Consider the following 24,165-nt stretch of genomic DNA (forward strand, 5'->3'; position numbering starts at 1 on the left):
GAGAGGGGCAGGCATGTCGCAGACCGAGGGCGCGCGACTGTTTCGTGAAACCTGGATCGCAGGTGTCCATGCGCATTTCCCCGGCGAGCCGAAGCCCAGCTACGTAACCCCTTGGGAAGAAACCCCCGACTGGGAGCGGGACGCCGCTGGTGCCGTCTACGAGCAGGTGCGCCAGTTCCTCGGCGTCAGCGACGGCCACGCCTCCCGGCTCACCCGTGAGCAGAAGGGCCGCTTCGTCGCGACTTGCTGGACCGCCCAGATGTTCAGGCAATTCGAAGATCCGAAGCCGGGTTACGTGGCCGACTGGGCTGACCTTCCTGACTGGCAGAGGGAAACCGACTCGGACGTCTTCGAGGCGATTGAGAAGTCCTTGCGCTAGGACCACCTGTCCGTCTATCAGCGCCACGGGAAGCGCTCGGCGCCCTCGCCATCGAGATGGAGCGGGTGGCAGCCGTCTGACAGCGGCCAGGGCCGCTGCGTGAGTTGAGCGGTAACTGTCGTCCATGAGTGACATCCGATGTCGAGGCCGTCATGCCTGAGGGTCCGCCCCCGCTTCCTCCGCCACACGACAGGGTGATGTTGAGAACCAGTGCGCCGTAGCCTTCGGCCATGAGTGATCAATTGGCCCGCACCGGGGATGGGATCAGCCCGGCCAGGGGAACCGCTGGGTATGCCGAGACGGCGGACGTGCTGGCCGTCCAGTACGAGGAAGTCACCTTCGACGAAGTCCACAGAGACGTGCTGCAACTGGTTCCTGTCGAGCCAGGCCGCATCCTGGATGTGGGCGCAGGGACCGGACGCGATGCCGCCGCGTTGGCGTCCCGTGGACACAGCGTCGTGGCTGTCGAGCCGACTGTGGAGCTGCGGGCGCATGGACAGCGAATCCATGCGGACAGCGGGATTGATTGGGTCGACGACGTTCTTCCGGACCTGACGCTGAGCCGGCACACAAGCCGCTTCGACGCGGTCTTCGCCACCGCGGTGTGGATGCATCTAAACGCCGGGGAACGCCGCCACGCTATGGCCAGGATCGCCAGGTTGCTGGTGCCGGGGGGCCGGTTCTTCGTCAATCTGCGCCACGGCCCTGTGCCCGATGGCCGCCACATGTTCGACGTGTCCGCTGCTGAGACAGCCGAGCTGGGTGGCATATACGGCTTGCGGACGGTCCACCGCAGCGAGCGTCCCGATCTTCACGGCCGTGACGGCGTCCGGTGGAGCCACCTGGTGCTTCAGACGAATGGCGCCGACGGCAGCACCTGAGCGCCACTCGCAGAAACGGCCGTCGGCCGCGCCTTCCGGAAGGGGAAGAACACGGCCGACGGCTCACAGACGACCCTGGCGAGCGGAACCCCGCTCGGACCCGTGGCGATCCTAGATGTCCAAGGCCTGATGCGCCGGTTTTCTGGCCTGCGCACTTGCCAACGACGACCCTGTTCACCTGCGGCGGGGCAGTCGTTGGCGGTCATCCACGGCCGCCCTTGAGTGACCTCCCACGGCCCGGAGACGGCCCTGGAGGAGGGCACAGGTCAGGGTTTCGTAGGCGGGGGAGTCGCGTTTCAACGGCCCTCTGCTCTCTGCGCGTCAGGTTTTGGTCTGAAGCCGCTCGCACACACTCCGATTGATGTGGTGCACCCGCCGGAGGGCACGAATGCGACGGCTCTCAGGTTGACCGTCGTGCAGGGCGTGAAGGTCCTCTCTTAGGTGCCCTCACCTGACACGACGGCGCTGGACCGGCCGTCGTGTCAGGTGGGGGCCGGTCCAGGAGGCCGCTTCCAGCTCCGCGCATGCCCGCACCACGGCAGCCCGGTGTATCGGTGTCGACCCCTCCACGGCGACACAGATACGCCGTGTGTGCTCCTCCTCCATCCTCACAGCGGTGCGGTGAGTGATCCAGGCGCGAAGCAGTCCGGCGGCGACCGCGACGGCCATGAGAACGGCCGCGAGAGCGGGATCGATGGCTGCGAACTGTGTCACGAGATTCTCCTCGCCGAGATAGGGCGGTGATGGGCATGTCCCAACCCTGCGAGCTGCGGGGAGTTTCCCACTAGGCTTGAGAAACTCCAAGAAACTACGGGCAGTTGGTGAATCGGGGGGACCGGTGGTTGGGGGACGTCCACCGAAAGGCGACCAGCGCTATTCGGAACTTGAAGAACTAGCGGCTTGGTTCCGTCAGGCCGTGACGGACGCCGGTTACGAGAGCCTCAACGCCGTGGTGCGGGCGGAGATCTCTCACAAGAACGTCGTCTATGGCGTCTGCGGCGCCACCAGGATGGTGAAACCGGAGGTCATCCGGTCCTTCGCCGTTGCCCTGGGGCGTGAGCCATCCGATGTCATGCCCGTCTGGACCCGGGCGAAGGAGGCCATGGACCGTGCCGCGAGCGCGGCGAAGGAAGTACAGGCCCTGAGGCTGTCCTCTTGGACTGAACTGCCCCTGCCGTCGCTCATCGTCCGCAACTTGCTGGAGGCTCAGGCGAGGGCGGTGGAAAGGCTGCCGTACGACATGCTGGGCGTTACCGAACCACCGCTCTCCGCCGTGTATGTGAGGCAGCGGATCCGAGTACCCGACGCGGTGGGAGACGGCCTGACTCGCAAGGGGATGCCATTGGGCGAGAGCCCTGGGGCGCTGGCGCCTATGGCCACCCTCCGCCACGACGAGGCTCGGCCCACCGAAAACCAGCTGCCGGTGCCGAAGGCGCTGGCCCGCCACCAACATCTACTTATCACCGGCGAGCCCGGCGCCGGCAAGTCCACGCTGTCCAGCCACCTCGCTTGGACCCTCTCCCGCATTTGGCTGCGAGAGGACAGCAGTCTCAATGCGCCGGTCGACGAGCCTCTGCTCCCCGTGAGGATCGCCGCGCGCACCCTCCTGGGCGAGACGGGCTCGTGGAGCGCCACATTGGGACAGGCCGCGCGCCGCAGCCTGGGGCACAGCCTGATCGCCGATCCAGATCCCGGGCTCTTCCGCGGCCGCGCGCAGGGTGCACGCTGGATGGTTCTGGTGGACGGCCTGGACGAAGTCGCCGACCGGGTCTCGCGTGCCAAGGTCATCAGGATGATCGCGCTGCACACGCGCACGGACGGGGACTACCGCTTTGTGATCACCAGCCGCCCGCTGCCCGACGGCGAGCTCGCTCCGCTTCGCGGGCCATCGGTAGGCGAGTACAGCATGGAGCCCTTCGGCGCTGAGGAGCTGAAGGACTTCGCTGGTAAGTGGTTCGCGGCACAGTACGAGGACAAGGCGTCGGCGTGGGCCGCCGCTCAACGATTCCTCGAGGAGATCGAGGACGGTCGACTCCAGGAACTTGTCCACAACCCGCTGCTTGCCACGATCGCCGCGGTGAATGCCACCGTAGACCCCACGAACCAGCTCCCGACCAGCCGGCTCAGTCTCTACCAGCGCTTCTTCAGCCACCTGCTCACACGAAGCGACGCGGTTCGGGCGGAGCTGCGTCGGCGTTACGCCTCTGAGCCGGACCGCATGGCAATGCACCTCTGGCTGGACGAGGAGAAGCGTCGGCTCCTCGGCGTGCTCGGGCAGCACCGACTGGGGGGCGAGGACTCGCTGTTCGAGGCGGCGCTTGCCTGGATCCGCGAACATGGCCACGAGTACATCGCCCAGGAAGGATGGCAGACGGACGTAAGGGACTTCCTGCGAGGGACAGGGCTGCTCGTCCAAGAGCAGCACGACTACCGCTTCCTGCACCACTCATTCGCCGAGTTCTTCGCCGCCCGGTCGTACGCGGAGCGCATTGGTCCCGACTTCCCCGAGCTGGAGTCCTGGATCCTCCGTGCCTTCAACGACGACAAGCAGACCTTGGCGATGTTCGTCCTGTGTCTATGGGCTGAGCGGGAGGAATGCGAGGCCGATCGGATCGCCGACCAGTTACTTACGGGGGCGGCAGGAGGCCATGAGCGCCCTCTGCTAGCGGGTCTTCTCCTCGCCGAGGGAGCCCGCTTCGGCGAGGAGAACCGTCGGCTTCTGATCGAGCGACTGGAGAGTATCGGCTGCTGCGCCCGTGACGAGGAGGACCAGGAACAGGCTTTCGCGGCGCTGGGCGCTCTCGGGGCGGAGCCCGGTGTGCTGGACAGGCTGGAGCGCATGGCGCGCAGTGAGCTTCTGGACGGCGGGAAACGGCTGTTCGCCCTGGAGGCATTCAGCCGGTGCGGCCCCGCGGAACTGACGGAGGAATTGCTTGGTGAAGTGCTGAGCGGCGTGGCGGGCTTGCTCGGCAAGGCCGCACGAGTGGCCGGCGCGCTCGGCGACCGGGCACGGGAATTGGTCCGTCGGCGTGCCTGGCAACTGACGGCGGAGCCGGACGTCAACAGCTGGCATCTGTCGCACGCGGCCCAGGCTCTCGCGCAGATGGAAATGCGCGAAGACGCCGTTCGGCTCGCCCGCAAGGTACTGGAGGACCCGTCTGCAGGGTGGAACTCAATGCAACGGGCTACGGAGGCATGGCTCACCGCGATGCCCGGCGCAGCGCAGGAACTGACCGAGATCGTGCTTTCCTGGCCTCGCACGGACCAGTTCAGCCCCATGGCTGTGGGAAAGGCACTGGAGAAGTCAGGTGAGATCCAGGCCGCCTCCCGTATTGCTCTGACCCTGCTCCGGTCGCATTCCACCGGAGCCACGGAGTGGGCAGCATCCTTGTGGGCCAAGGCACAGGGGCAGGAGGGGCGCTCCGAGATTCAGGCCGCTTTGGAACGCAGCACGGCCGACGCGGGACACTACCTGTGGGTCCCTGCGTACCTCCACCGGGCACTGGCTGATCTCGGCGATGCGCGGGAGGCCGCCGACTGGGCTCACGTGGTGCAAAGTGAGGGTCGCTGGGGGACGTACGGGGCTGCGTACGCGGTCAAGGCCTGGTTGGAAGCGGAGGGGCTACCTGCCGTAGATGGGGTCATGGAGCTTATTTCCCGCGGCACGTCGCTCACCCCCATGGATCGGCCTGTTGTGGCGGAGGCCCTCCTGGATAGCGGTGCAATCGGAGAAGCGGGAGAAGTGGCCGAGCTTTCGCTACGGACACCTGAGGGCTCACCTGCCGGATATGAGCAGGCGACACGGGTCCTACTCAAGGCAAGAGGCGGCGATGCAGCAGCAGGCCTACTGGAGATCTGGGAACGCACGCCCGCACTGGCCGACGACTCCGACTGGCTCCAGGGCGTGCTGCAAGTCCTGCCGCAACAAGAGGATCACCTTGAACTGACCTGCGAACTTGCCCGACAGCTGGTCGCGCTACCCGCGGGTGGTCAAGACGACGTACTACGTGGGCTGCGCGTCCTGCTCTCAGCGGAGGGCGCGGAGGCGGCACCCTATGTCGTCGATACTCTGCTGACCCACCCCTGGGCCAAGTGGCATCAGATGTGTGACGTCGCTGCGGAACTTGCAGCATTGGGACAGCGGCAGGCGGCCCTCCGATTGTGGAAGCAGGCTCTCGGCTTCCCAAACCCTCCACAAGGCTTTGAGCTCATCTTGCTCATCGACATGCAGGCCGCAGGACTGGACGCCGAAGCCGCTGCTCATATCGAGAAGCTCATCGCCGACCCGGGCACCCATGCACCTCGGCGGCTACGCCTGCGGCAGTTACTCGCTTGGCTCAGGGCAGGCGGGGAGGCGCGAGAGTTCGGGCACTTGCCGCATCAACGCGGAAACACTGCCCAAAGGGTGGTAGCCGACAGCTCATTGCCAAAGCCCGGTCTGGATTCTTAGTGGTGCGCGGGATGGGGTCGAGCCAAGAGGCGAGAGCGTGCAAAGAAGGTTGCCGCCGGGCTTCCGGTCAGCGCCTGAGCCACGCGCAGAAAACAGCCGTCGGCCGCGCCTTCCGGAAGGGGAAGAGCACGGCCGACGGCCCACAGACGACCCGGGCGAGCGGAATCCCGCTGCGACCCGACGCGATCCTAGATGTCGAAGTACAGCTCGAACTCGTGCGGGTGCGGCCGCAGCTGGATCGGGGCGATTTCGCTCGTCCGCTTGTAGTCGATCCACGTCTCGATCAGGTCGGACGTGAAGACACCGCCCGCCTGCAGGTACTCGTTGTCCGCCTCCAGCGCCTCGAGCACCGCCGGGAGGGAGGTCGGGACCTGCGGGACGCTCGCGTGCTCGTCGGGCGCGAGCTCGTAGAGGTCCTTGTCGATCGGCTCCGCCGGCTCGATCTTGTTCTTGACGCCGTCGAGGCCCGCCAGCAGCAGCGCCGAGAACGCCAGGTACGGGTTCGAGGACGGGTCCGGGGCGCGGAATTCGACGCGCTTGGCCTTCGGGTTCGAGCCCGTGATCGGGATACGCATCGCAGCCGAGCGGTTGCGCTGCGAGTAGACCAGGTTGACCGGGGCCTCGAAGCCGGGGACCAGGCGGTGGTAGGAGTTCACCGTCGGGTTCGTGAAGGCCAGCAGCGACGGGGCGTGCTTGAGGATGCCGCCGATGTAGTAGCGGGCGGTGTCCGACAGGCCCGCGTAGCCCTGCTCGTCGTAGAACAGCGGGACGCCGCCCTGCCACAGCGACTGGTGGACGTGCATGCCCGAGCCGTTGTCGCCGAAGATCGGCTTCGGCATGAAGGTCGCGGTCTTGCCGTTGCGCCAGGCAACGTTCTTCACGATGTACTTGAAGAGCATCAGGTCGTCGGCCGCGGCGAGCAGCGTGTTGAACTTGTAGTTGATCTCGGCCTGGCCGGCGGTGCCCACCTCGTGGTGCTGGCGCTCGACCTGGAGGCCGGACGCCTCCAGCTCCAGGGAGATCTCGGCGCGCAGGTCGGCGAAGTGGTCGACCGGCGGGGCCGGGAAGTAGCCGCCCTTGTAGCGGACCTTGTAGCCGCGGTTGTCCTCCAGCGCACCGGTGTTCCAGGCGCCTGCCTCGGAGTCGATGTGGTAGAAGCCTTCGTTCGCCGTGGTGGCGAAGCGCACGCTGTCGAAGACGTAGAACTCGGCCTCGGGGCCGAAGTACGCCGTGTCGGCGATGCCGGTCGAGGCGAGGTACGCCTCCGCCTTCTTCGCGATGTTGCGCGGGTCACGGCTGTACTGCTCGCCCGTGATCGGGTCGTGGATGAAGAAGTTGATGTTGAGCGTCTTGTCCTTGCGGAACGGGTCGAGCCGCGCCGTCGACAGGTCCGCGCGCAGCGCCATGTCCGACTCGTGGATCGCCTGGAAGCCGCGGATCGACGAGCCGTCGAAGGCCAGCTCGTCGGACGGGTCGAACGCCGTCGCCGGGATCGTGAAGTGCTGCATCACGCCGGGAAGGTCGCAGAACCGGACGTCGACCATCTTGACGTCGTTGTCCGCGATGAACTTCTTGGCGTCATCGGCGTTCTGGAACATCCAACTCCTCCTACTCCCGACCCGGGACGGGCGGGGTGGTAGCTCGTCGTGCGGCCAGTGCGGTGGCACACGCTGGAACCGACCTTAGGCAGGCCGGATTTCTCAAGCATGACCCATTTGTTTCGCCCAAGTTAACCGGACCGGGGGGCCGGGGTCTCGTCGCCGGGGTTCAGGGTCTTGTCGAGGACCCGGACCCAAGTGATCCAAACCGGGCGCAGTACCGTGGTCCGGTGGACAACAGGCAAGCAATCGGATCGTGGCTGTCCGGGCCGCGCGCGGCCGCCGAGGACATGGGCGCCGACTTCGGCCACCGCGGTATGCGGCTCGGCCTGCCGGAGGCCGGACCGGGCTCCATCGCCCCCCTCGGGCGGCGCTTCGGCGCCGTCTTCGTCGACTGGGGGCTGTGCCTCCTGATCGCATACGGACTGTTCGCCAATGGTGACCGGCAGGCCGCCGGGAACTGGGCGCTCGGCATCTTTCTCGTACTGAGCATGCTCACCATCGGTACGGTCGGCTTCACGCCGGGCAAGCGGCTCCTCGGACTGCGCGTCGTCGCCGAGGACGGCGGACGGCTCGGGGCCGGCCGGGTCCTGGTGCGCAGCGTGCTCCTCTCCCTCGCCATCCCGGCCCTGATCTGGGACCGCGACGGGCGCGGGCTGCACGACCGGCTCGCACGCGCCGTTCAGGTGCGGATCTAGAGCGCAGATACAGCAGGTGCAAAGGGTGGTGGCCCGGGGCTCAGTCCCGGGCCACCACCTTTTGACCTCAGGGGGACGTACCCGGGGCATCCCGCGTCTCCGCCAGCACGCCGACCTTGTCGATCCGGTGCTCGGGGTCGCCCCGGTCGTCCCGCCAGTGGTTCCCGGCCGCGGTGTCCTCCGGCGTCGCGCAGGTGGAGATCGTGATCATCGCTCGGGTGGCGCGCTCCCCGGGGCGGCCGGGAACCGCCGCCCGCTGCTCGGTGAGCGACCGCGGGGAGCGGAAGGAGGTCTCACGGGTCGCGGTGATCTTGTACTCGTAGACCTTGCCGCCCGACGTGATGAGGACCGAGTCGCCCTTCTCGACGGCCGGGAGATCGCGCAGCGGCCCGCCGAAGGAGATCCTGTGTGCCGTGACCAGGTGGTTCCCGACCTCCCCGGGCCCGACACCGCCACCGTCCCCGTACGGGCTGGCGGCCACGCCTTCGTTCTGGATCCGCGTACCGGGCCAGTCGTCGGTCGTCCCCTCGTACGGGACGACCCGCAGATCCTCGAGCCCGATCGACGGAATGCTCATCGAGGAGGTCTGGGTCCGCGTGGAGGTCTTCTCCGGGGTCGGCTCCGGAGGCGCCGGGGCGGGGGCCGGCTCGACGACCTTCACTGCCCGTGTCGAGGGGCTGTCCGTGGCGACTGCGGTCTCGTCGGCAGCGGCGCCGCTGCTACTGGAGAAACAGCCGGTGAGCACGGCAACGAGCGCACTTGTAAGCGCGGCGGGAACAACTCGGGATAGGTACATCGCGGTCCGGATCGGTAGCCGGGCAGATCAGGGGCCTTGGTGCCTCGATAACGGCAGCCTCGTCCCAGTACGACAGAAACCGCTCAGATGTTCTCAACGGGTCCGGCTGAGGGGCGCGAATGCCGCCCGGGAAAAGGCGGTGGCCCGGGACCAGAGTCCCGGGCCACCACCTTGTTCCACAGGGATCAGCGCATCTTCCCGCCCCGCGGCATCCGCATGCCCTTCGGCATCGGACCCTTCGGCAGCGGCATGTTGCTCATCAGGTCGCCCATCGCACGCAGGCGGTCGTTCGCCACCGTGACCTGCGGGCCGGTGAGCACGCGCGGCAGCTTCAGCATGGTGGTGCGCACCTTCTTCAGCGGCACCTGGCCCTCGCCGTCGCCCACGATGATGTCGTGCACCGGCACGTCCACCACGATGCGCGCCATCTTCTTCTTCTCGGCCGCCAGCAGCGTCTTCAGCCGGTTCGGGTTGCCCTCGGCCACCAGCACGATGCCGGCCTTGCCGACCGCCCGGTGCACGACGTCCTGGCTGCGGTTCATCGCAACCGCGGGAGTCGTCGTCCAGCCGCGCCCCACGTTCTGCAGCACCGCGGCCGCCGCGCCGGGCTGGCCCTCCATCTGCCCGAAGGCCGCCCGCTCGGCGCGGCGTCCGAAGACGATCGCCATCGCGAGGAAGCCCAGCAGGAATCCGAGGATGCCCAGATATACGGGGTGGTCGATCAAGAAACCGATCGCGAGGAAGACACCGAAGGTGACGATTCCCACAGCCGCGACGACAAGACCGACCTTCGGGTCGGCCTTCCGGGTCATCTTGTACGTCAGGGCGATCTGCTTCAGTCGCCCGGGGTTCGCAGCAGCGTCAGCGCTGTCTGTGTTTGCCTTCCTCGCCATGACTGGAAGTTTACGTGGCCTAGGAAGTGCGACCCGCCACGGCCTCCAGTACATGCTGTGCATCGACCCGGTCCTTGGCCCTGCGCCGGTCTTCGAGGACGGCGGTCCATGCGTTCCTGCGGGCGGTGCGCTGCCCGCTGCGAAGAAGCAGCGACTCCATGGCGCGCAGAGCATCGGTGACGGACGGGATGGCGTTTGCGCGTACGGGTCGAACCGGCGCGGCCTGCATGGTGGAGGTCCCCCTCGGGGTGAGGATCGACGTGGTGCGGACGGTGCGGGGGGTACGGGGTGAAAACGGGGAGGCGGTGCGTGCGGTGTGACGCGGGGTGGTGCGTGCTGTGCGTAGAGCTAGCGTCACTGATTGGTGTTACCAGGGCGTGACCCCGGGGTCAAACACCGATGAAACGTTTACGCCCGTGCCGGAAAGACTGACGCGGCCCGTACGCCGCCCCGACCTGCGGGGGGAGTACGGGCCGCGCCCAACTCGCCATTACTCGGCGGTAGTTGCTTGTGCCTGAATTCACACAGTCTGGGACGTCGCCACTGCGGCGCCGCGCCGCTCCATCGCCTGCTGGTACAGCCGCCCCGCGCGGTACGAGGAACGCACCAGCGGGCCCGACATCACACCGGAGAAGCCGATCTCCTCGGCCTCCTCCTTCAGCTCCACGAACTCGTGCGGCTTCACCCAGCGCTCGACCGGGTGGTGGCGCACCGACGGACGCAGATACTGCGTGATCGTGATCAGCTCGCAACCCGCCTCGTGCAGGTGCCGCAGCGCCTCGCTGACCTCCTCGCGCTCCTCGCCCATGCCCAGGATCAGGTTCGACTTGGTGACCAGGCCCGCCTCGCGGGCGCGCGTGATGACCTCGAGGGAGCGCTCGTAACGGAAACCGGGGCGGATCCGCTTGAAGATCCGCGGCACGGTCTCGACATTGTGCGCGAGCACCTCGGGGCGGGCGGAGAAGACCTCGGCCAGCTGCTCGGGCACCGCGTTGAAGTCGGGGATGAGGAGCTCGACCTTGGTGCGGCCGGCCTCGCGCTGCGAGGTCATCGAGTGGATCTGGCGCACGGTCTCCGCGTACAGCCAGGCGCCGCCGTCCTCCAGGTCGTCGCGCGCGACGCCCGTGATGGTGGCGTAGTTCAGGTCCATCGTGACGACGGACTCGCCCACCCGGCGCGGCTCGTCACGGTCCAGCGCCTGCGGCTTGCCCGTGTCGATCTGGCAGAAGTCGCAGCGCCGGGTGCACTGGTCGCCACCGATGAGGAAGGTCGCCTCGCGGTCTTCCCAGCATTCGTAGATGTTCGGACAGCCGGCTTCCTGGCACACGGTGTGCAGACCCTCGCTCTTCACGAGCTTCTGCATCTGCGTGTACTCGGGGCCCATCTTCGCCCGGGTCTTGATCCACTCGGGCTTGCGCTCGATGGGGGTCTGGCTGTTGCGGACCTCCAGGCGCAGCATCTTGCGTCCGTCGGGTGCGACTGCGGACACGACCGGCTCCCTACAGCTTCGATTCTTCGGCGAACACCAGGGTACGCCCGTAATTCGTACGGCTTTACGTCTGGCCAACCTGCGGCCGGACGGCCGCATTCCTCAGACGGTCGCCTTCTCCGCCTCGCGCGGCTGCTCCGCCTCGCGCTCGATCACACGCGGCCTGAGGTCCGCGTGCTCCAGTACGTCGCGCAGCTGCCTCTCCAGTACGGGGAGCACCTCCGCGATCGTGATGTCGCGGCCCAGCTCGTTCGCCAGCGAGGCCACGCCCGCGTCCCGGATCCCGCACGGCACGATCCGGTCGAACCAGGTGTTGTCCGGGTTCACATTGAGCGCGAAGCCGTGCATCGAGACGCCCTTGGCGATACGGATGCCGATCGCCGCGAGCTTGCGGTCCTCGCGGCGCTGGCCCGCGTTGGACGGCGCGTACTCCGGGCCGTTCAGCCGCGGATCGAACTCGTCGTCCTGGAGCCGTGGGTCGAAGTCGAGCGAGAGGCCGCCGACAGCCGGGCGCTGGTCCACCGGGTCGCCCAGTACCCAGACGCCGCTTCGGCCCTCGACCCGGCTCGTCTCCAGGCCGAACTCCGCGCAGGTGAGGATCAGGGCGTCCTCCAGCCTGCGGACATGCGCGACGACATCCACCGGACGCGGCAGCTTGAGGATCGGGTAGCCCACCAGCTGGCCGGGGCCGTGCCAGGTGATCTTGCCACCGCGGTCGACGTCGACGACGGGAGTGCCGTCGAGGGGGCGCTCGCTGTCCTGCGTACGCCGCCCCGCCGTATACACCGGCGGATGCTCGAGCAGCAGACAGGTGTCCTCGATCTCGTCGGCGAAGCGGGCGGCGTGAACCTCGCGCTGCTTCTGCCACGCCTCCTGGTACTCGACGGCTTCGTCGCCGAACCCCAGATGGACGAACCGGAGCTCACTCACGGCTGTGCCTCCCTAGAACCTTCAGCGTGCACTCATCACGCCCCAGCCACTGTACGGCGGCCCTCGGGAAAGCGGCCGGGCAGGGATGTTCGCCGGATGTCCGTCAGTGGCGACCTCAATCCTCACACGATCGGATGAATGTGAAGCGAAGGTGGCGGTGTGGGTGGGAAGTGCCGCTAAATTCGCGCCGTTCCATGAGGGCTGCTCCCCGGCCCGGAAGGCAGGAGACCGCACAGCTGATGACGGAACGACCCCCACAGCGCATCCCCAACCGACAGCTCGCCGCGCTCATCGCAGAAGCCGGATTCTCCAACGCAGGACTCGCCCGCCGGGTGGACCAGCTCGGCCTCGAGCACGGACTCGATCTGCGCTACGACAAGACGTCCGTCACCCGCTGGCTGCGCGGACAGCAGCCGCGCGGTACGACGCCCGCGCTGATCGCCGAGGTCTTCACACGGCGGCTCGGCCGCCGGCTGTCGGCGCAGGACCTCGGTCTCGACGCCTGCGCCCCCGTCTACGCCGGTCTGGAGTTCGCGGCCACGCCCGAAGAGGCCGTCGACATCGTCAGCGGGCTGTGGCGCAAGGACTCCGGCAGCCATGTGGAGCTGCGCAAGATTGCTTTCACCCCGGCCGGTCTGGTGGTGCCGAGCCGGGACTGGCTGATCGGCCGGGCCGACGAGCGGGTGAGCCGGGGAGAAGCCGTGCAGAACGGCACGATCCGTGTCCCCCAGCAGGGCCGCGCCTCCGTCCCCCGCCAGCGCGGCACCGAACGGGGGCCCGGCCAGAAAGTCTCCGGCGGCGACATCGCGGCGCTGCGTTCGGTCGGCGAGCTCTTCCGCAGCCTCGACAACGCCTACGGCGGCGGGCACGCCCGGCAGGCCCTGGTGCGTTATCTGGAGCACGAGGCCGAGCCGATGCTCCGCGGCACATACGGGGAGGTGACCGGGCGGCGGCTGTTCGCCGCGGCCGCGGATCTGACCCGGCTGGCCGGCTGGACCTCGTACGACATTGCGGCGCACGGTCTCGCCCAGCGCTACTTCGTCCAGGCGCTGCGGCTTGCCCAGGCCGCGGGCGACCGGGCGTACGGCTCGTATGTGCTGGTCACGATGAGCCGCCAGGCGGTCTACCTCGGGCACGGGCGCGAGGCGGTCCAGCTCACCCGCGTCGCCCAGCAGGGCGTGGGCTCCTCGGCGCCGCCGGTCGTGCAGGCGCTGCTGCACGCCGTCGAGGCACGCGGGCACGGGGTGCTCGGCGAGGTGCGGGCGTGCACCGCCGCGCTGGTGCGGGCCGAGCGGGCACTGGAGACGGCGCGGCCGGGGGACGATGTGCCGCACTGGGCGCGCTTCTTCGACGAGGCGCAGCTCGCGGACGAGTTCGGGCACTGCCACCGGGATCTGCAGCAGTACCGCTCGGCGGTGCAGCACGCGGAACGCTCGCTGCAGCTGCGCGCTCCGGCGTACGCGCGCAGCCGCCTCTTCTGCCGGGTGGTGCTCGCGTCCGCCCGGCTCGGGCTGGGGGAGCTGGACCAGGCGTGCGCGCTGGGGGCGGAGGCGGCGTTGCAGGCGTCGGAGATGCGGTCGGCGCGGGCGGTGGAGTACGTGCGGGACTTCGAGCGGCGGCTGGAGCCGTACCGGGACGCGGCGGCGGTGCGGAACTATCGGGACCGGGTCGCTGCGCTGGGCTAGGGCGGGGGTTGTTCCCCACCCCGCCCCTTCCCGTAACCAAGGGGCTTCGCCCCCTGGACCCTGGGCTGCGCCCCGGACCCCGCGCGCCTGCGGCGGGCTTGTTCCCCACCCCCGCCCCTTCCCGAACTGGGGGCAAGCCCCCAGACCCCCGTATGCGACCTTCGGCCGCATGTCCTCAAACGCCGGACGGGCTGAACAATCAGCCCCGCCGGCGATTGAGGCGCGGGGGTTCGGGGGCGGAGCCCCAGAGGGGGTGCGCTAGGCGGCCGTCGAGAGCGCGGCCGCCTCCTGGCGTGGGGACTGGACGCCGAAGTCGCGCAGGATCGCCTCCGCCGCCCTTCTGCCCGAGAACAGCGCCCCCTGCACCGTGCTCGTGTCCCGGTGGTCCCCGCAGACGTACAGGCCCGACAGCAGCCGCACCGGGCGGCGCAGGTCGTGGGGTGGGGGCATCGCAGGGACCGCCTCCGGGTCGTGGTGGACCGACAGGAGTTCCCAGTCGTCGGTCGGCGTGCCGTACAGCGTGGCGAGGTGCGCCCGGACCCTGCGGTCCAGATACGGCGGGGGAGTCCCGAGCACGGTCGAGGAGATCAGCACCCGGCCGGCCGGTGCGCGCGAGGGGTCGACCTCGCTCATGACCGCGGTGTGCGAGACGGGCCCGCCGCGGTCCGCGTCCAGGACGAGGGCCGGGTCGGCGAGCGGGGCCCCGGGCGCGGTGTGGTGCAGCACCGTCACCGGGTGGAAGGGCGGCACCCGCAGCCCCGGCAGCAGTTCGGCGGCCGCGCGGGCGCCGGTGGCCAGCAGCAGGGCGCGGCAGCGCAGTTCGCCGTACTCCCGGGTTCTGACCCGGGAGATGGAGGCGTCGCTGACGCGGATGCCCGTGTGGACCGTGCCGGGCGGCAGGGCGGCCGCCAGCTGGCGGGGCAGCACCGCGGCGCCGCCCTCGGGCACGCACATCAGGCCGCGTGCGAAGCCGCGCAGCGCGAGATCGGCGCACCGGCTGGACGTGATGAGCGCCGGGTCGCAGAGCAGCGTGGAGAGCAGCGGCCGCAGGAAGCCGTGGACCGTGCGCGCCGGCATTCCGCGGGCGCAGAGCGAGCCCGCCGTCGCCCGTTCGGGGCGGGCGAGCAGGCGCTCCACCGAGGTGCCCGCGAGGCGGGCCAGGGACGCGCCGAGCCGCGCCTGGTCCAGCGGCCTGGGGGCGCTCGCGAGGGCGCGTGCGACGGTGAATGCTCCCCCTACGCCCCGGAGGGTGTGGGGAGACCCCCATCGCGCGCCCCCCGGTTCGCCGGTTCGGCGGACCACTTCACCGGTGCGCTGCAGCCGTCCCCCGCTGTGCACGAGCAAACCGGGCGAAAAGGGCCGCAGGACGACGTCCCCGAGCCCGCCCGTACGGCGCAGTTCGGGATACGAAGTGTTGAGCAACTGGCCTATGCGGTCGAGCCGGAAACCGTCGAGCTCCTCGGTGGCCATCCGGCCGCCCACCTCGGGGGCGGCCTCCAGAACCCTGACCGAGACGCCTGCGCCGGTCAGTTGATGAGCCGCCGAGAGACCGGCGATTCCGGCCCCGACAATGATGACGTCCGCATGATGAGCGGTGCTGAGCACGTGCCCCTCCCCGAGGTCGGCGCGGCTGGTGGGAGGCTCATGCCCCCAACAGGCCCGAGGAATACCCGAGTTCCGCCCGAGACTAGGCAGGGGTGGCCGAACCGGGAGTCGCGCATGCGGTGGAGCACCGGTGCGCGGGGGCGCACGCCTCCTTCCGGGAGCGCCGCCCGGGCTTCGCCCCGCGATCGACCCCCGCGCTCCCGATGCGATCGACCCCCGGACCCGAAGCTCAGACGGACGCGTGCACGGCCGCGCCGATCGCCTCGTCGATGCCGGGGAACGCGAACGAGAAGCCCGACTCCAGCAGCCGCGTCGGCAGCACCCGCGCGCTGGTCAGGATGTCCCCGGTCAGCTCGCCGAGCGCGATCCGCAGCGCGGGGGCCGGGACCGCGAAGACCGTCGGACGGTGCAGTGCGCGGCCCATCGCCGCCGTGACCTCGCGATTGGTGACCGGGTCCGGGGCCGTGAGGTTGAAGGGCCCGGACAGCGACTCCGTATCGAGGAGATGCCGCAGCGCCGCGACCTCGTCGTGCAGCGAAATGAAGCTCCAGTACTGCCTGCCGTTGCCGAGCCGCCCGCCGAGGCCGGCCTTGAACAGCGGGAACATCCGGCCCCAGGCCCCGCCCTCGCGTGCGACCACAAGTCCGGTGCGGGCGATGGCAGTCCGGATGCCCGCCTCCTGCGCCGGAGCCGCCGCCGCTTCCCACTCCACGGCCATGTTTGGCAGAAATCCGTCGCCCGGGGGCGCGCTCTCGTCCACCGCGCGGTCCCCGGTGTCGCCGTAGTAGCCGATCGCGCTGCCGCAGACCAGCACCCGCGGCGGTTCGGCCAGCGAGGCCAGGGCCTCCGCCACGGCGGCCGTGCCCAGCACGCGGCTGTCCCTGATCTTCTTGCGGTACGCGTCGTTCCAGCGGCGCTCGCCGATCCCGGCGCCCGCGAGGTGCACGACGCCCTCGCAGCCGACCAGTCCCGCCGCGTCGACGTACTGCCGCTCCGGATCCCACTCCACCTCGTCCCCGGCCTGCGGTGGGCGGCGCACCAGGCGCACGACCTCGTGCCCGTCCGAGCGCAGCGAGCGTACGAGTGCTGTACCGATGAGCCCGGTGGAGCCGGTGACCGCGATTCGCATGGGCTCATCCTGCCCCGCGGGAGCCGCATGGCACAGTGACGTCCATGTCCGAGTCGCACATACGTCCCGCACTGCTCGCCGACGAGGCGGCCCTCGGCGAGCTCGACCGCGACACCTGGTCGCCGCTGCACGCCGTACAGCAAAAGCCCCGGCCGCCCTACGATCCGTTCTTCGACTCGAACCACCGGCCCGAGCACTTCCTGGTCGCCGAGGACGCCGACGGCAGCGTCGTCGGCTACATACGGCTGATCCCGCCCACCCCGCTCGCCTGCAACCAGCATGTGCGCCAGATCCAGGGGCTCGCGGTGGCCGGCCGGGCGCGCGGGCGCGGCATCGGGCGGGCACTGCTGCGGGCGGCGTTCGACGAGGCGCGGCGGCAGGGCGCGGTGCGCATGACACTGCGGGTGCTCGGCCACAACAAGCCGGCGCGGGCGCTGTACGAGTCGGAGGGCTTCGTGGTCGAGGGCGTGCTGCCGGGGGAGTTCTACCTGGACGGGCAGTACGTCGACGACGTGATGATGGGCCGCGGCCTCACCCGCTGAGCGGCGGCGAAAAGCAACTCGCCCGCCCCGCACGGGAGTTCTTACGGCTCCCCGAAACGCTCCCAGAGCTTGGGGAAACGCCCCGCCAGGGCCGCGTCGTCGTCGAAGTCGAACGGCGTGCCGACCGGCTCGGCCGCCTGCGGCGGGATTCCCAGATCCGGTGCGACAACGCCGGTGAGCTGCTCGTACGCCTCGTCCGCCGCGTAGCCCAGCTCCTCGCCGTCCCCGTCGATGTCCTCGTCGAACTCGTCGAGGAGCTCGGCGAGCGTGTCCGGATCGTGCACGGCGCCCTCGAAGATCTCCCGGCCCTGACCGATCAGCCAGCAGCGGAAGTAGTCGAACGCGTCGTCGCTGGCGCCGCCGAGCAGCACGGCGGCCGCACCCCACAGATCCCAGGTGTACGCGCGGTTGTAGCGGGCCTCGAAGTGCCGTGCGAAATCCAGCACGGAGTCGGGGTCGAGCTGCAACAGCCGCTCGACCAGCAGCTCGGCATGGTCCTCGGGGTCGCCCTCGGCGGCCTCGCGGGTGCTGTCGATGATCTCCCAGAACTCCGTCTCGTCCATCACGGGACAAGCATCGTGGTTGGCGGGGGGCTGCGCACGCGGAGCCGCCGAAATGCTGAGTCTTTCGATGAGCTGATGAATGGCGGACAGAGGATGTCGGGTATCCGTGCGACGGTCGGTCCATGACGACGAAAACACCCCTGGCAGGGAAAGTCGCACTGGTCGCGGGCGCCACCCGGGGCGCGGGCCGTGCCATCGCCGTACAGCTGGGCGCCGCGGGCGCGACCGTCTACGCGACCGGAAGGACCACCCGCGAGCAGGTCAGCGAGGTCGGCCGGGCGACGGAGACCATCGAGGAGACGGCGGAACTGGTCACGGCCGCGGGCGGCGAAGGCATCGCCGTACCGACGGACCATCTGGAGCCCGGGCAGGTACGGGCGCTGGTCGGGCGGATCGAGCGGGACCACGGCCGGCTCGACATCCTGGTCAACGACATCTGGGGCGGCAACTTCCTGCTCGACTTCAACACGAAGATGTGGGACGTCGAGCTGGACCGTGGGCTGCGGATGCTCGATCTCGGAGCCAAGAGCCACATCATCACCAGCAGCATCGCGCTTCCCCTGCTGGTGAAGCAGCCCGGCGGTCTGGTCGTCGAGGTCACCGACGGCACGGCCGCCACCAACAAGGGTTTCCGCGAGAACTTCTACTACGACCTCGCCAAGAACGCCCCGATCCGCATGGCCTTCATCCTGGGCGAGGAGCTGAAGAGTGTGGGCGCCACGGCCGTCGCAGTCACTCCGGGCTTCATCCGCTCCGAGGAGATGCTCGACATCTTCAAACTCACCGAGGAGACCTGGCGCGACGGGATCGACAGGCAGCCGCACTGGGCGCTGTCCGAGTCGCCCGTCTATCTCGGCCGGGGAGTCGCCGCGCTCGCCGCCGATCCGGAGCGGGCCCGCTGGAACGGACAGTCACTGTCCAGCGGTGACCTGGCCAAGGAGTACGGAGTCACCGACGCGGACGGCAGCCGGCCGGACGTCTGGGCGTACATGATGGCGGAGAAGGCGGCGGAGCAGACCGGGGACAAGCCGTCCATGGAGGACTACCGGTAGAGCCGCGCGGCGCGTTCCGCCGACTCGGCGAACAGGGCGCGCAGTTCCGCGGGCTCCAGCATCTCCACATGGGGTCCCAGACCGAACAGCTGGCCGTACGCCACCTCGTGGGACTCCACCCGCAGCGTGAGCGTCACCCGGCCCTGCTCGTCCGGCGGTTCCGCGGCGGCCAGCGCCTCGCGGGCCGCTGCCCGGTCGGTGACGTACGGCAGCCGGCGCGCGCCTTCCTCGGTGAGCCGCACCACCACCTCGGCACGCAGGATGGAGCGCGCGAACTGCGCCGCGCGCTCCTCCCAGAAGCCGGGCAGGTCGAACTCCTCGTCGCGCTCGAAGACTTCGCCGTCCGGCTCCACGCCCGTGAACCGGTCGATCCGGTACACCCGGAAGGCCGTGCCGGCGCGGGCGCACAGATACCAGACGCCCGCCTTGAGCACGAGCCCGTACGGCTCCAACTCCCGCTCCACCTCGGCATCCTGACGCCGGTAGCGAGCCCTGATCCGGTGGTCGTCCCACACTGCCTCCGCCACGGCGGGCAGCAGATCCGGCGTCCGCGGCTCCTGGTACCAGCCGGGGGCATCGAGATGGAAGCGCTGCGCCGCGTTCTGTGGGGCGTCCCGCAGTGAGGGCAGCAGCGCCGCGGACACCTTCAGGCGCGCCGCGGACGCCGCGTCCTGAAGGCCCATCTCCCGCAGCGCGCCCGGCAGCCCCGACAGGAACAGGGCTTCGGCCTCACTGCGCCCGAGCCCGGTGAGCCGGGTGCGGTAGCCGCCGACGAGACGGTAGCCACCGGCCCGGCCACGGTCGGCGTAGACCGGTACCCCGGCCTCCGACAGCGCGAGCGCGTCCCGGGTGATGGTCCGCTCCGACACGTCCAGCTCGCGTGCCAGCTCGGCCCCGGTCATCGAGGGCCTGGTCTGGAGGAGCAGAACCATCCTGATCAGCCGGGCGGCGCGCATGGAGACATTGTCACGGGTGGGGGCGCGCGGGGCGGACGATCGGCGCACGCACTGCGATGCGCTCCCGGTCACGGAAGCGCCGGGCCGCTGAAACGATTAGCCTTGCGACTGAGGGTAGTAACTTCGATGGCATGGGAGTTCAACTCATGGAGCGGACCGGTCACAGCACCGCTGACCAGCAGGAACCCGAGCCGGTCGGTGATGCGCGCGCCGTCAAGGTCAGCGTCTCGATGCCGGGGACGACGATCGCAGATGTGCGGTCGCGGGTCGGGAAGAATCAGTTCAGCCGGTATGTCACCGAAGCCGTGGAGCGGCAACTGCGGATGGACAAGCTGGGGGAGATCGTCGACGCGCACGTGGCGGAGCACGGGCCCATCGATCCGGAGATCGTCAAGGAGGTCGAGGAGGAGTGGCGCGCCGCCATGGAGGGCTGATCGGGGGGACGTTCGTCTTCGATTGCGAAGCCCTGTCACAGCTTCTGGCGCAGGACGTCAAGGCATCCCAGAGGGTTGACTTCGCCCGGAACATCGGCGCGAGCGTGGTCGTTTGCGCCATGACGATCCCCGAGGCGCACTACGCCAAGGTGCGGCGCGAGCGGCCGGGGTTCGTGCTGTCCCGGCTGACCGTTGAGTCCGTGACTGAGGAGATAGCACGGTCTGCCGCAGACCTGCTCGAAGACTGTGGCCTGCACGGCCACAAGTATGCAATCGACGCGGTCGTGGCCGCCGTCGCGAAGAAGTCACCACGCCCGGTTGTGCTCTACACCAGCGACAGGGAGGACATGGAGCGACTGTGCGCGGAGCCGGACCGGCCGCGCGAGGACCGCATCCGAATCGTCCAGGTCTGACCACGAAGGGGGCGGCGCGCACCGCGCCGCCCCCTTCGCCACGGAATCCGTGGCCTCTACAGGCCGTAGCGCTCGCGCGCCTCCTTCACCGCCGAGGCCGGGACCTCACCGCGCTTGGCCAGCTGGGCCAGCGCCGCGACCGTGATCGACTGGGCGTCCACACCGAAGTGGCGACGGGCCGCCGCACGCGTGTCCGACAGGCCGAAGCCGTCCGTGCCGAGCGAGGAGTAGTCCTGCTCGACCCACTGGCTGATCTGGTCGGGGACCTGGCGCATCCAGTCGGACACCGCCAGGACCGGGCCCGGCGCTCCGTCCAGCGCCTGAGTGACGTACGGGGTGCGTTGCTCGCCGTGGAGCAGGGCCTCGTCGGCCTCCAGCGCGTCCCGGCGCAGCTCGCCCCACGAGGTCGCGGACCAGACGTCGGCCGTGACTCCCCAGTCGCCGCTGAGCAGTTCCTGTGCCTCAAGGGCCCAGTGGATCGCCGTGCCTGAGGCGAGGAGCTGGAGCCGCGGGGCGTCGGCGGTTGCGGGCACGCCCTCCTTGAAGCGGTAGAGACCGCGCAGGATGCCCTCCTCGACGCCCTGAGGCATCGCCGGCTGCACCTTCGGCTCGTTGTACACCGTGAGGTAGTAGAAGACGTTCTCCGCGGCGGGGCCGTACATCCGGCGCAGACCGTCCTTGACGATGACCGCGATCTCGTACGCGAAGGCCGGGTCGTAGTTGAGCGACGCCGGGTTCGTGGACGCGATCAGATGCGAGTGGCCGTCCGCGTGCTGCAGGCCCTCACCGGTCAGCGTCGTACGACCGGCCGTCGCACCGACGATGAAGCCCTTGCCGAGCTGGTCGGCGAGCTGCCACATCTGGTCCGCCGTGCGCTGCCAGCCGAACATCGAGTAGAAGATGTAGAAGGGGATCATCGGCTCGCCGTGCGTCGCGTACGACGTCGACGCGGCGATGAAGTCGGCCATGGCCCCGGCCTCGGTGATCCCCTCGTTGAGGATCTGGCCGTCCTTGGCCTCCTTGTAGTACATCAACTGGTCGCGGTCGACCGGCTCGTACGTCTGGCCCAGCGGGGAGTAGATGCCGGCCGACGGGAAGAGCGACTCCATACCGAAGGTGCGGGCCTCGTCCGGGACGATCGGGACCCAGCGCCTGCCGGTCTCCTTGTCCCGCATCAGGTCCTTGACCAGGCGTACGAAGGCCATGGTGGTGGCCATCTCCTGCCTGCCGGAGCCCTTTTCGAGCGCCTTGAACCCACGCGCAGTGTTTTCATCGGGTCCGGGCAGCGCGACCGCGTGCACCCGGCGGGCCGGGGCCGGGCCCCCGAGGGCGGCGCGGCGCTCCTGGAGATAGCGGACCTCGGCGGAGTCGGCGCCGGGGTGGCCGTAGGGCACCAGGCCGTCGGCGAAGGCGCTGTCCGCGATCGGGAGTCCGAGCAGATCACGCATGCCCTTGAACTCGTCGGTCGTCAGCTTCTTCATCTGGTGGTTGGCGTTCTTTGACTCGAAGCCCTTGCCGAGGGTGTAGCCCTTCACCGTCTGCGCGAGGATCACCGTCGGTGCGCCCTTGTGCTCGACGGCCGCGCGGTACGCCGCGTACACCTTGCGGGCCTCGTGGCCGCCGCGGGAGGTGTAGAAGCATTCGGCGATCTTCGCGTCGCTGATCAGCTTCGCCAGCTCGACGAGCGCGGGCTCGGCGCCGAAGAAGTGCTCGCGGATGTACGCGACGTCGCGGGTGGCGTACGTCTGGAACTGCGCGTCCGGGACCTCGCGCAGGCGGCGCACCAGCGCGCCCGTCGTGTCCAGCTGGAACAGCTCGTCCCAGGCGGAGCCCCAGAGCGACTTGACGACATTCCAGCCGGCGCCGCGGAACTGCGCCTCCAGCTCCTGCACGATCTTGAAGTTGGCTCGGACCGGGCCGTCGAGGCGCTGCAGGTTGCAGTTGATGACGAAGGTCAGGTTGTCGAGCCGCTCACGCGACGCGAGCGCGAGGGCGGCGGTCGACTCGGGCTCGTCCATCTCGCCGTCGCCGAGGAAGGCCCAGACGTGCGAGTTCGCCGTGTCCTTGATCCCGCGATTGTGCAGGTAGCGGTTGAACCGCGCCTGGTAGATCGCGGAGAGCGGGCCGAGGCCCATGGAGACGGTCGGGAACTCCCACAGCCACGGCAGGCGCCGAGGGTGCGGGTAGGACGGGAGGCCGTTGCCGCCGGCCTCCTGGCGGAAGTTGTCGAGGTGCGCCTCGGTGAGGCGTCCGTCGAGGAAAGCGCGGGCGTAGATACCGGGGGACGCGTGGCCCTGGATGTAGAGCTGGTCGCCGCTGCCGTCGCCCTCCTTGCCGCGGAAGAAGTGGTTGAAGCCGGTCTCGTAGAGCCAGGCGGCGGAGGCGAAGGTGGCGATGTGGCCGCCGACGCCGAAGCGGGAGCCGCGGGTGACCATCGCGGCCGCGTTCCAGCGGTTCCACGCGGTGATGCGGGCCTCCATCGCCTCGTCACCGTCGAACGCGGGCTCGGCGGAGGTGGGGATGGTGTTGACGTAGTCCGTCTCCAGCAGCCGGGGCACGGGAACCCCGGCCGTCTCGGCGTGCTGGAGGGTACGGCGCATCAGATACGCGGCGCGGTGCGGTCCTGCGTGCTCGGTGACGGCGTCGAGAGACGCCGCCCACTCGGCGGTTTCCTCGGCGTCGCGGTCCGGGAGCTGGTCGAGCTCGCTCGGAAGCTTGCGTACGCGTACGGGGTCGGGCATGGTCGCCGCCTTCCGGACAGGAGGGGGGTGGAGATAGGGGGTGCCGTGTCTGGCAGGACAGGGCGGGTGGGTCGGTGGACCCGGAGATGACTGTAAGTCCCTGATCGATGATCGATCAAAGCTTGGCGGGAAATTGGCATCCAGTGCCGCGAAATGGGGCACAGGGTGCCGTCGTAAAACGGGGCGTTTCCGGCAAGCGCCGGTCACCGCGGTCCGCCCGGTCACCCGGTGTGTCCGTCCTCGAACGCCGGACGGGCCGAGAATCAGGCTCGCGGCGCGCAGCCCAGGACGTGGGCCTTGACCAGGGTGCCGATCTCCGGGTCGCGCCGCCGGAAGGCCGCCACCAGTTCCTCGTGCTCCTCCGCGTACGACTTCTGCACCGTCCCCAGCCACCGGATCGACAGGGCCGTGAACACCTCGATGCCCAGCCCCTCCCAGGTGTGCAGCAGTACGCCGTTGCGCGCGGCCCGTACCAGCTCCCGGTGGAAGGCGACCGTGTGCCGCACCTGCGCCGCCGAGTCCCCGGCCCGGTCCGCCTCGTACAGCGCCGCCACATGCGGTTCGAGCGCCGAGCAGTCGTCGGCGAGACGCCCGGCCGCCAGCTCGGCGGCGATCTGCTCCAGACCGGCCCGTACGGGGTAGCTCTCCTCCAGATCGGCGGCGGTGAGATTCCGTACGCGTACGCCCTTGTTGGGCGCCGACTCGATCAGCCGCAGGCTCTCCAGCTCCCGCAGCGCCTCACGCACGGGCGTCTGGGAGACCTGCAGCTCGGTCGCGATGCGCCGCTCCACGATCCGCTCGCCGGGCTTCCAGCGGCCGCTGACGATCCCCTCCACGATGTGCTCGCGGATCTGTTCGCGCAGCGAGTGGACGACGGGCGGGGTCATGAGGGCTCCTCCGGAAACGATCTGGCACCCCTGACAATACGGCG

The 24,165-nt window shown here is 69.4% G+C and carries 22 protein-coding genes; 9 read left to right on the plus strand and 13 right to left on the minus strand.

Translation table 11 applies throughout. The features are described 5' to 3' along the window. Positions 1-13 precede the first annotated feature (13 nt). Together OOK40_RS06370 and OOK40_RS06375 are read left to right on the plus strand one after the other, a co-directional pair. Positions 14-379 carry a hypothetical protein gene (locus OOK40_RS06370; protein WP_266477196.1) on the plus strand — a complete coding sequence of 122 codons (366 nt, stop codon included), beginning with the start codon at positions 14-16 and terminating at the stop codon, positions 377-379. A 230-nt stretch (positions 380-609) separates the two neighbouring features. Next, positions 610-1,260 carry a bifunctional 2-polyprenyl-6-hydroxyphenol methylase/3-demethylubiquinol 3-O-methyltransferase UbiG gene (locus OOK40_RS06375; protein WP_266477197.1) on the plus strand — a complete coding sequence of 217 codons (651 nt, stop codon included), beginning with the start codon at positions 610-612 and terminating at the stop codon, positions 1,258-1,260. 447 nt (positions 1,261-1,707) lie between these two features. Here OOK40_RS06375 and OOK40_RS06380 read toward each other — a convergent pair whose 3' ends face one another. Next, on the minus strand, positions 1,708-1,974 hold the full coding sequence (locus tag OOK40_RS06380; protein WP_266477198.1) for a hypothetical protein: 267 nt from the start codon (positions 1,972-1,974) through the stop codon (positions 1,708-1,710). A gap of 202 nt (positions 1,975-2,176) precedes the next feature. On the opposite strand from OOK40_RS06380, the gene OOK40_RS06385 reads away from it, so the two are divergent. Next, the gene (locus OOK40_RS06385) at positions 2,177-5,710 is read left to right on the plus strand and encodes an NACHT domain-containing NTPase (RefSeq protein ID WP_266477199.1); all 3,534 of its coding nucleotides are present in this window, start codon (positions 2,177-2,179) and stop codon (positions 5,708-5,710) included. A 188-nt stretch (positions 5,711-5,898) separates the two neighbouring features. On the opposite strand, the gene glnA is transcribed toward OOK40_RS06385, so the two are convergent. After that, positions 5,899-7,308 (minus strand): type I glutamate--ammonia ligase, encoded by a 1,410-nt coding sequence (gene glnA, locus OOK40_RS06390; RefSeq protein WP_266477200.1) that lies wholly within the window; start codon positions 7,306-7,308, stop codon positions 5,899-5,901. 230 nt (positions 7,309-7,538) lie between these two features. Here glnA and OOK40_RS06395 point away from each other — a divergent pair, with 230 nt between their 5' ends. Continuing rightward, the gene (locus OOK40_RS06395) at positions 7,539-8,006 is read left to right on the plus strand and encodes an RDD family protein (RefSeq protein WP_266477202.1); all 468 of its coding nucleotides are present in this window, start codon (positions 7,539-7,541) and stop codon (positions 8,004-8,006) included. 67 nt (positions 8,007-8,073) lie between these two features. Here the strand turns inward: OOK40_RS06395 and OOK40_RS06400 are convergent, their stop codons facing one another. From OOK40_RS06400 to lipB, 5 genes are all read right to left on the minus strand, one after another. Further along, positions 8,074-8,802, minus strand: a complete 729-nt coding sequence (locus OOK40_RS06400; RefSeq protein ID WP_266477204.1) for a sortase — start codon at positions 8,800-8,802, stop codon at positions 8,074-8,076. A 185-nt stretch (positions 8,803-8,987) separates the two neighbouring features. Continuing rightward, on the minus strand, positions 8,988-9,695 hold the full coding sequence (locus OOK40_RS06405) for a DUF4191 domain-containing protein (RefSeq protein ID WP_266477205.1): 708 nt from the start codon (positions 9,693-9,695) through the stop codon (positions 8,988-8,990). Between the two features lie 19 nt (positions 9,696-9,714). Beyond that, positions 9,715-9,924, minus strand: coding sequence for a hypothetical protein (locus OOK40_RS06410; protein WP_266477206.1), 210 nt, complete (start codon positions 9,922-9,924; stop codon positions 9,715-9,717). Between the two features lie 291 nt (positions 9,925-10,215). Then, positions 10,216-11,184, minus strand: a complete 969-nt coding sequence (gene lipA, locus OOK40_RS06415; protein ID WP_266477208.1) for a lipoyl synthase — start codon at positions 11,182-11,184, stop codon at positions 10,216-10,218. Positions 11,185-11,286: 102 nt separating this feature from the next. After that, positions 11,287-12,114, minus strand: a complete 828-nt coding sequence (gene lipB, locus OOK40_RS06420) for a lipoyl(octanoyl) transferase LipB (protein WP_266477209.1) — start codon at positions 12,112-12,114, stop codon at positions 11,287-11,289. A gap of 239 nt (positions 12,115-12,353) precedes the next feature. Here lipB and OOK40_RS06425 point away from each other — a divergent pair, with 239 nt between their 5' ends. Further along, positions 12,354-13,799 (plus strand): regulator, encoded by a 1,446-nt coding sequence (locus OOK40_RS06425; RefSeq protein ID WP_266477211.1) that lies wholly within the window; start codon positions 12,354-12,356, stop codon positions 13,797-13,799. A 258-nt stretch (positions 13,800-14,057) separates the two neighbouring features. Here the strand turns inward: OOK40_RS06425 and OOK40_RS06430 are convergent, their stop codons facing one another. Continuing rightward, complete coding sequence (locus OOK40_RS06430) at positions 14,058-15,404, minus strand: NAD(P)/FAD-dependent oxidoreductase (RefSeq protein WP_266477212.1); 1,347 nt, start codon at positions 15,402-15,404, stop codon at positions 14,058-14,060. A 229-nt stretch (positions 15,405-15,633) separates the two neighbouring features. Beyond that, positions 15,634-16,533: a TIGR01777 family oxidoreductase gene (locus tag OOK40_RS06435; RefSeq protein WP_266477213.1), complete on the minus strand. Its 900-nt coding sequence runs from the start codon at positions 16,531-16,533 to the stop codon at positions 15,634-15,636. A gap of 44 nt (positions 16,534-16,577) precedes the next feature. Here OOK40_RS06435 and OOK40_RS06440 point away from each other — a divergent pair, with 44 nt between their 5' ends. Next, a complete protein-coding gene (locus OOK40_RS06440; protein WP_266477214.1) occupies positions 16,578-17,075 on the plus strand; it encodes a GNAT family N-acetyltransferase in 498 nt (165 codons plus the stop codon). Between the two features lie 41 nt (positions 17,076-17,116). On the opposite strand, the gene OOK40_RS06445 is transcribed toward OOK40_RS06440, so the two are convergent. Continuing rightward, positions 17,117-17,638 carry a DUF4240 domain-containing protein gene (locus tag OOK40_RS06445; protein ID WP_266478950.1) on the minus strand — a complete coding sequence of 174 codons (522 nt, stop codon included), beginning with the start codon at positions 17,636-17,638 and terminating at the stop codon, positions 17,117-17,119. Positions 17,639-17,760: 122 nt separating this feature from the next. Here OOK40_RS06445 and OOK40_RS06450 point away from each other — a divergent pair, with 122 nt between their 5' ends. Further along, the gene (locus tag OOK40_RS06450; protein WP_266477215.1) at positions 17,761-18,690 is read left to right on the plus strand and encodes an SDR family oxidoreductase; all 930 of its coding nucleotides are present in this window, start codon (positions 17,761-17,763) and stop codon (positions 18,688-18,690) included. Here the strand turns inward: OOK40_RS06450 and OOK40_RS06455 are convergent. After that, entirely contained in the window at positions 18,681-19,646 is a 966-nt protein-coding gene (locus OOK40_RS06455) for a YafY family protein (protein WP_266477216.1), read from the minus strand. The two genes, OOK40_RS06450 and OOK40_RS06455, sit on opposite strands and share 10 nt — an antisense overlap. Before the next feature lie 131 nt (positions 19,647-19,777). Here OOK40_RS06455 and OOK40_RS06460 point away from each other — a divergent pair, with 131 nt between their 5' ends. Beyond that, a complete protein-coding gene (locus OOK40_RS06460; protein ID WP_266477217.1) occupies positions 19,778-20,080 on the plus strand; it encodes a hypothetical protein in 303 nt (100 codons plus the stop codon). Further along, positions 20,056-20,493, plus strand: coding sequence for a DNA-binding protein (locus OOK40_RS06465; protein ID WP_266477219.1), 438 nt, complete (start codon positions 20,056-20,058; stop codon positions 20,491-20,493). The genes OOK40_RS06460 and OOK40_RS06465 overlap by 25 nt, the downstream gene beginning before the upstream one ends. 56 nt (positions 20,494-20,549) lie before the next feature. On the opposite strand, the gene aceE is transcribed toward OOK40_RS06465, so the two are convergent. Together aceE and OOK40_RS06475 are read right to left on the minus strand one after the other, a co-directional pair. After that, the gene (aceE, locus tag OOK40_RS06470; protein ID WP_266477220.1) at positions 20,550-23,234 is read right to left on the minus strand and encodes a pyruvate dehydrogenase (acetyl-transferring), homodimeric type; all 2,685 of its coding nucleotides are present in this window, start codon (positions 23,232-23,234) and stop codon (positions 20,550-20,552) included. A gap of 263 nt (positions 23,235-23,497) precedes the next feature. Next, a complete protein-coding gene (locus tag OOK40_RS06475; protein ID WP_266477221.1) occupies positions 23,498-24,121 on the minus strand; it encodes a GntR family transcriptional regulator in 624 nt (207 codons plus the stop codon). Positions 24,122-24,165: the final 44 nt, after the last annotated feature.

Source organism: Streptomyces sp. NBC_01481, assembly GCF_026339995.1.
Taxonomy (GTDB): Bacteria; Actinomycetota; Actinomycetes; order Streptomycetales; family Streptomycetaceae; genus Streptomyces.